5 protein-coding genes and 1 pseudogene are annotated in these 6784 nt (G+C 76.2%); 4 read left to right on the top strand and 2 right to left on the bottom strand.

All coding sequences use genetic code 11. The annotated features are described in order from the left end of the window. The 4 genes and pseudogenes from NOD94_RS39485 to NOD94_RS39470 all read left to right on the top strand — a co-directional run. Nucleotides 1-451, top strand: a pseudogene (locus tag NOD94_RS39485) (endonuclease); the annotation flags it as partial. After that, nucleotides 448-1488, top strand: coding sequence for a TIGR04222 domain-containing membrane protein (locus tag NOD94_RS39480; protein WP_281211069.1), 1041 nt, complete (start codon nucleotides 448-450; stop codon nucleotides 1486-1488). The pseudogene NOD94_RS39485 and the gene NOD94_RS39480, both read left to right, overlap by 4 nt. An 83-nt stretch (nucleotides 1489-1571) precedes the next feature. Continuing rightward, a complete protein-coding gene (locus NOD94_RS39475) occupies nucleotides 1572-2312 on the top strand; it encodes a TIGR04222 domain-containing membrane protein (protein WP_281211068.1) in 741 nt (246 codons plus the stop codon). A gap of 175 nt (nucleotides 2313-2487) precedes the next feature. Then, nucleotides 2488-4236 carry an alpha/beta hydrolase gene (locus NOD94_RS39470; protein ID WP_281211067.1) on the top strand — a complete coding sequence of 583 codons (1749 nt, stop codon included), beginning with the start codon at nucleotides 2488-2490 and terminating at the stop codon, nucleotides 4234-4236. 98 nt (nucleotides 4237-4334) lie between these two features. Here NOD94_RS39470 and hemQ read toward each other — a convergent pair whose 3' ends face one another. Both hemQ and hemG read right to left on the bottom strand, forming a co-directional pair. After that, entirely contained in the window at nucleotides 4335-5048 is a 714-nt protein-coding gene (gene hemQ / locus NOD94_RS39465; protein WP_281211066.1) for a hydrogen peroxide-dependent heme synthase, read from the bottom strand. Between the two features lie 23 nt (nucleotides 5049-5071). Further along, nucleotides 5072-6520: a protoporphyrinogen oxidase gene (gene hemG / locus NOD94_RS39460; protein ID WP_281211065.1), complete on the bottom strand. Its 1449-nt coding sequence runs from the start codon at nucleotides 6518-6520 to the stop codon at nucleotides 5072-5074. Between the last annotated feature and the right edge of the window lie 264 nt (nucleotides 6521-6784).

The raw sequence follows: 6784 nt of genomic DNA, 5'->3' as shown, positions 1-6784 counted from the left end.
GAACCCCGGGGCCGCCGCGCCCGACGACGCCCCCGACACCGGGGCGGCCCGCACCCGGCTGGGACTCGGGCAGGCGGCCCTGCTGTCGGCGCTGGTCGCCGGCACCCCGGTGCCCGAGGGCTTCGACCGGCAGCGGATCCGCGTACAGGCACGGGCCCTGGCCGCCAAGCGGGCCTCGGTCGTGGCCAAGGTCGCGCCCGAACTGCCCGAACTGCTCGGCGGCCCCGCCGGCTACCGCACGGCCTTCCTCGCGTACGCCCGCCAACGGCCCATGACGGCCGGTTACCGCCGCGACGCCCTGGACTTCGCCGAGCACCTGCTCATCCAGGACCTGCCGGCCGACCCGGCCGCCCGCCGCCGGCTCACCACCTGGTGGCGGGACCGCGCCGGGGCCCGGCCACCGCGCCGGATCGTCCGTTGGGCCCGCGCCCTGGTGGGGAGAGCAGCGTGACCGTCCTCATCGCCCTCGTGTGGATCGCCGTCGTCACCTCCACCGCCCTGCTCCTGGTCGCCCAGCGCCGCGCCCTGCCCCCGGTGGCCGGGCCCGCGCCGCGGCTGCACGACCTGTCCGAGGCAGCCTTCATGGCGGGCGGCCCCGGAGCCGTCGTCGACGCCGCGCTCGTCTCCCTCCTCGGCGACGGCCGCCTGGTGATCGGCGGTCCGGGCATCGTCCACGTACGGTCCGGGGCCCGGGCCGGCGACACCGCGGAGCGGGCCGTGCTGCTGGCCCTGCGGCAGGCCCCCTCCGGCTGGCTCTACCGGATCCGCTACGACGCCATGCTGGACCCGGCCGTGCAGGAGATCGGCGACGCCCTGGCCGCCCGCGGCCTCGTCTCCGAGCCCGGTGCGGGGCGTGGCCGACGACGCTGGGGGAAGCTCCAGGCCCTGCTCTGCGCGCTGCTGGCCTTCGCGTCGATCCCGATCACCGTCGTGAGCCTGGCCCTGGACGCGGGGCCCCGGATCCCGTTCGCCCTCGCCGTGCTGCCCGCCCTCATCGCCGGCCTGGTGATGGGCGTCGTCTGCGCGAAGCGCGCGGGCCGGCGGATCACCCCGACCGGGCGGGCCGCGCTCGGGGAGATCCGGGCGCAGCACGTGGGCAACCCGGCGCCGCACGTGCAGACCGCCCTGTTCGGGCTGCGCGGTCTGCAGGATCCGTACCTGCGCTCCCACCTGGTGCCCGCGGCCCGCGAGGCCCGGCTCGCCGCCGCCCGGACGCGGACGGGCGGGCACCGGCCGCACTCCTCCGGGGCGTCCGGCTCCTCCGACGAGTTCGTGGCCCCGGTGCTCTGGTGCGCGTCCTCCGACGGCGGGAGCGGGGGTGGCGGCGGGTCCGGCTGCGGTTCGGGGCCGGGGTGCGGATCCTCGTCGGGCTGCGGCGGGGGCGGGGGCGGGGGTTCCAGCTGCTCGTCGTCCGGCTCCAGTTGCGGCTCCTCCAGCTCCAGTTGTGGGAGCAGCAGCAGTTCCAGTTGTGGGAGCAGCAGCTCCTGAACGTCCGTCATCACAGTTCACGAGGTGCTCACATGTGCGCGCCGTCCCTGACTTCCCGCTTCAACGACCTGTAGGAATCAGGCATGTTCTGGGTCCTGTTCCTCCTGCTGGCGTGGGCCGGCGTGCTGATGGCCTGCGTTCGGCTCCTGCGGGCCACGACCGAGGCCGCCGGTTCCGTCGAGAGCTTCGTCGTCGAACACCGGCTGAGCCTGTACGAGGCCGCGTACCTGGCCGGCGGGCCGGACCGGGTCGCCGTGGTGACGCTGCTGTCCATGGAGCGCGGGCGGCGGCTGCTCCTCGCCCACACCGGCTGGGCCACCGTCGTCGATCCCGTCGGGCGGGACCCGCACGAGCGGGCCCTGCTGGAGGCGTTCGGCCCGCAGGGGCAGTCCCCCGTCCGGGAGCTGCGGACCGCGGCGGCCGGTCACGAGGCCGTACGGGTCCTCGCGGACCGGCTGGGAGCGGCGGGGCTCACCGTCCCCGACGGGGTACGGGGCGACCTCGCGGAGGGCCTCCGGGCGGTCCGCCGGGCCACTTGGCTGGTCCTCGCCATGGCCGCGGCCTCGCTGGCCGCGGCCCCCTCCGAAAGGGGCACCGCGGTGACCGTGCTGTGGTGGTTCTCGCTGCCGCTGCTGCTCACCCTGAGCTGCCAGGCCGTCGCCCGCTTCGAAGGGCACCGCCACTCCCCCTGGGCGTCCCCCTCGGGCCGGCGGCTGCTGCTGGAGCTGCAACGCGAGGACGTCACCCCGGACCCCCTCACGGCGGTGGCCGTGCACGGGGTGCGGGCCGTGACCGATCCGGGGCTGCGGGCTGCGCTCGCCTGACGGGCCCCGCGGCGTCGGTCCCCCCTCGCCCCGACGGGACTTCCGCGCGGCGCGGGCCGGCCGGGGGCCGATCGGGGGGTAACGCGGGCCGTGCCCGCGACGCCCGGCGATGCGTCTGTACAGGGCGGCGGGCCTGACATCTCATCGGACCAGCCGATGAGACGAAGGAGCCGCCATGCGGACGACGCCCGCCCGCCGCCGGACGACGCCCACCCGCCGCGCCGCCGCCCTGGCGGCACTCTCCCTCGCCCTGTGCCTGCCCTCCCCGGTGGTCGCCGCCCCCACCGCGCGGCCCGGTGCGGCGGAACGCGCCCCCGGGGAGGCCGATGGCACCGCAAGCGCCCGGACCTCAGGGACCAACGCAGCCGGCGGAACCGACCGGACCGCCGCCGAGGACGCCGGGGCCGCACGCGTCGCCCGTCGCGCGGCCCTCGCCGCCCCGGCCGGTGGGCTCGTCTTCGGCCGCTGCCCCGTGGTCGAGGAGCTGCCCGGCCCGGTGCGGTGCGCCGCCCTGCGCGTCCCCCTCGACTACGCCCGCCCCGACGGCCCGCAGATCTCCCTCACCGTCAGCCGGGTCCCGGCCACCGGCCGAGGGGGCGCCGCACGGCAGGGCGCGCTCGTCTACAACCCGGGCGGGCCCGGCGCCTCCGGGATGCACTTCCCGCTGTTCGCGGGGCTCCCGGCCTGGCGGGGCGTCGCCGCCGCCTACGACCTGGTCGGCTACGCCCCGCGCGGGGTCGGCCGGTCCGCCCCGCTGTCCTGCCGCGACCCGGCCGCGCCGGCGCCGGCCGGACCGACCCTGGTTCCCGCCGAGCCGTCCGCCGCGTACAAGCGGGAACGGGTCGCCGAGGCCCGGACGTACGCCCTGGGCTGTGCGCGGCGGGCCGGTGGGGCCCTGGCGCACTACACGACGCTGAACAACGTCCGGGACCTGCACGTGCTCCGGGCCGCGCTCGGCGAGGAACGGCTGACCTTCATGGGGGCCTCGTACGGCACGTACCTGGGGGCGGTGTACGCCACCCGGTACCCGGGGTACGTGCGGCGCATGGTCTTCGACTCGGCCGTGGACCCGGACCCGCGCCGCATCTGGTACCGCAACAACCTCGACCAGGCCCCGGGCTTCGAACGGCGCTGGTCCGACTTCCGGACCTGGGCGGCCCGCCACCACGCCACGTACGGGCTCGGCGCCACCGCGCGGGCCGTGCGGGCGAGTTACGAGCGGGTCCGGGCGGCGGTGGCCCGGGAGCCTGCGGACGGGGTCGTCGGGACGGGCGAACTGCACGCGGCGTACCTCCAGACCGCCTACTACGACGAGGTCTGGCCGGAGCGGGCCGCGGCCCTGGCGGCCTTCCTGCGGGGCGATCCGGGGCCGCTGGTCGAACAGGCGGGGCCGCGTCCGGGGGACGCGGCGCGGGCCGCGAACGCGGCGGCGGTCTACACGGCGGTGCTCTGCAACGACGCGCCCTGGCCCGCCGACTGGGAGACGTGGGACCGGGACAACACCGAGTTGGCGCGCCGGGCGCCCTTCGAGACCTGGGCGAACGCGTTCCTGAACCTGCCGTGCGCCTTCTGGCCGGTGGCGGAGCGGCAACGGCCGGTGGCCGTGGGAGCGGCCCCCGCGCGGCTGCCCCGGACGCTGATCGTGGCGGCGGAACGGGACGGGGCGACGCCCCACCGGGGAGCGCTGGAGCTGCAACGGCGGCTCGGCCCGCGGGCGGCGCTGGTCACCGAGGAGGGGGCGGGCAGCCACGGGGTGGCCGGCGGACGCAACGCGTGCGTGGACCGGCGGGTGGAGCGGTACTTGCTGACGGGCGCCACTCCGGGGTGGCGTACCGCGTGTGCGCCGCATCCGGAGCCCGCACCGGTGTCGCTGGACGACCGGGCAGCGGGCGCTCCCAGGGCGCTGCTGCCGCCAGTCGTCTGAACTTCCGGGCGGGGTCTCCGGCTGCGTCGATTCGGGGGCAGGGCCTCCCGATCCCCGGAGGAGGTCAAATCCTCCGGTCCTTCCCCCCAGGGGAGGTATCAGGCGAGTCCGGCCACCAGATCGGCGACGGACTTGCGGCGCCCGGTGTAGAAGGGCACCTCTTCGCGGACGTGCATGCGGGCCTCGGAGGCACGCAGGTGACGCATGAGGTCGACGATGCGGTACAGCTCGTCGGCCTCGAAGGCCAGCATCCACTCGTAGTCGCCCAGCGAGAAGGAGGCGACGGTGTTGGCGCGGACGTCCGGGTAGCCGCGGGCCATCATGCCGTGGTCCTTGAGCATGCGGCGGCGGTCCTCGTCGGGCAGCAGGTACCAGTCGTAGCTGCGCACGAAGGGGTACACGCTGACGTACTCGCGGGCGACCTCGTCGGCCAGGAAGGCCGGGATGTGCGACTTGTTGAACTCGGCGGGGCGGTGCAGCGCCATGTTCGACCAGACCGGCTCCAGGGCGCGGCCCAGCTTGGTGCGGCGGAACAGGTTGTAGGCGCTCTGCAGCTCGTCCGCGGTCTCGGCGTGCCACCAGATCATGACGTCCGCGTCGGCGCGCAGGCCGGAGACGTCGTAGGCGCCGCGGACGGTGATGTCCTTGGCGGCCAGCTGGTCGAACAGCTCCTGGACCTCGTCGGCGAAGCCGGTGCGGTCCTCGGGCAGGACGTCCTTCAGCTTGAAGACGGACCACAGGGTGTAGCGAATGACCTCGTTGAGGTCCTTCGCCTTCTTCCCCGCGTTGGGAATCTTCTCCGGTGCAGTCATGTGTCCATTGTCCCGTGTGCTGATCAGTGGTCTGCGCCAGGGGTGGCCAACGAGGCGATCACCACATCGGCGGCCTTCCCCGCGCTCGCGACGCAGGCCGGGATGCCGACGCCGTCGTAGAGGGCGCCGCACACGGCGAGGCCGGGAAGGGCCGCGACGGCGGTGCGGATCCTGGCCACCCGGGCGAGGTGGCCGACCGGGTACTGGGGCAGGCCGCGGTCCCAGCGGGTGACCGTGGAGGCCACGGGCCGGGCGGTCAGGCCGACGGCCGCGCCGAGGTCGGCGAGCGAGACGTCGACGAGTTCCCCGTCCTCCCGCCCCAGGTCGTGCTCGTCGCCGTGCCGGCCGACGGAGGTGCGCAGCAGGAAGAGGTCCGGATCGGCGCCGCTCCAGGCCCACTTGTTGCTGGAGAAGGTGGAGGCCTTGATCGTGCGGCCGTCGACGGGCGGTACGAGGAACCCGCTGGCGCCGCCGTCGACGATCGACGGCGGTAGGTCGGCGCGGCGGAAGGCCATGGTGACCAGGGCCATGGAGGCGTACTCGGCCCCGCGCAGTTCGGCGGCGGCCGCGGGGGCGAGGGTGGCCAACAGGTCGGCGGCGGGACCCGCCGGGGTGGCCAGCACCACGGCGTCGGCGTCGATGACCTCGGAGCCGGTGACGACGCGCCATCCGCCGGCGGTCCGCAGGACCTCGTGGACGGGGGCTCCGGTGCGCAGGTCGGCGCCCGCGGCCCGGCAGGCGGCGGCGACGGCCAGGGGCAGCCGTCCGATGCCGCCGTCGATGCCGGCGAAGACGGGCCCGGCGGCCTGCGGCTGCCGGGCGGCGCGGGCCTGGAGGTCCCGTACGGCCTCGCCGAGCATCGGGTGGGAGCGGGCGGCGTCGAAGAGCTGGGGCACGGCGGCGCGCATCGAGATGCGGTAGGCGTTGCCCGCGTACACCCCGCCGAGGAGGGGTTCGACGAGCCGGTCGACGACCTCGTGGCCGAGGCGGGCGGCGACGTACTCGCCGACGGCGACGTCCTCGCCGATCTCGACGGGCGGCAGGTCGCGTTCGGCCTCGATGCGGGCCAGTCCCGCGTCGGAGAGCACGCCCGAGGCGGCGAGCGGACCCGGTTCGGCGGGGACGCCCATGACGTGGCCGCGGGGCATGGGGCGAAGGGCGCCCCGGGTCCACAGGTGGGCGGTGGCGGTGGCGGGCGGCTGGAGGGCGTCGGCGAGGCCGACGGCACGGGCCAGGTCCACGGCCTCGGGCCGGCGGGCGAGCACGGATTCGGCGCCCAGGTCCACGGGGAGGCCGGCGAGTTCGCCCGCGTGCAGCTTGCCGCCGAGGCGCGGCCCGGCTTCCAGGAGGGTGACGCGGACGCCGGCGGCCAGCAGCCGGTGGGCCGCGGCGAGGCCGGCGATGCCGCCGCCGATGACGACGGCGTGCCCCGGGGCTGCCGGGTGGCCCGTACGCGTGTCCGCTTCATGCATGGACACATCGTGTCAGACCGCCCGGTGAGGCCGGACCGTGACCTCATCGCGACCGGTCCGGGACCCGGCGTGCGAAACCGGGGGCGGGGCGCCGTACGTCGAACGGGCGACATTCGGCGGATTCCCCGGGGGTACTCACGATGCGCACGCTCCACAGACACCGTACGGCCGCGGCCCTCGCGGCCCTGTCCCTGGCCGGGGCCCTCGCGCTCACCGGCTGCGGGGCGGACGGCTCCGGCTCCTCGGCCGACCGGGGCGCGGCCG

The sequence above is a fragment of the Streptomyces sp. Isolate_45 genome (genome assembly GCF_024721315.2).
In the GTDB taxonomy this organism is placed as follows: Bacteria; Actinomycetota; Actinomycetes; order Streptomycetales; family Streptomycetaceae; genus Streptomyces.
This window is presented reverse-complemented; position numbering and strand designations above follow the sequence as displayed.

Bases quoted from the DNA above. Each gene is read 5' to 3' on its own strand.
- hemG (WP_281211065.1), bottom strand. From the start codon at position 6,520: ATGCATGAAGCGGACACGCGTACGGGCCACCCGGCAGCCCCGGGGCAC.
- NOD94_RS39470 (WP_281211067.1), top strand. From the start codon at position 2,488: ATGCGGACGACGCCCGCCCGCCGCCGGACGACGCCCACCCGCCGCGCC.
- NOD94_RS39475 (WP_281211068.1), top strand. From the start codon at position 1,572: ATGTTCTGGGTCCTGTTCCTCCTGCTGGCGTGGGCCGGCGTGCTGATG.
- hemQ (WP_281211066.1), bottom strand. From the start codon at position 5,048: ATGACTGCACCGGAGAAGATTCCCAACGCGGGGAAGAAGGCGAAGGAC.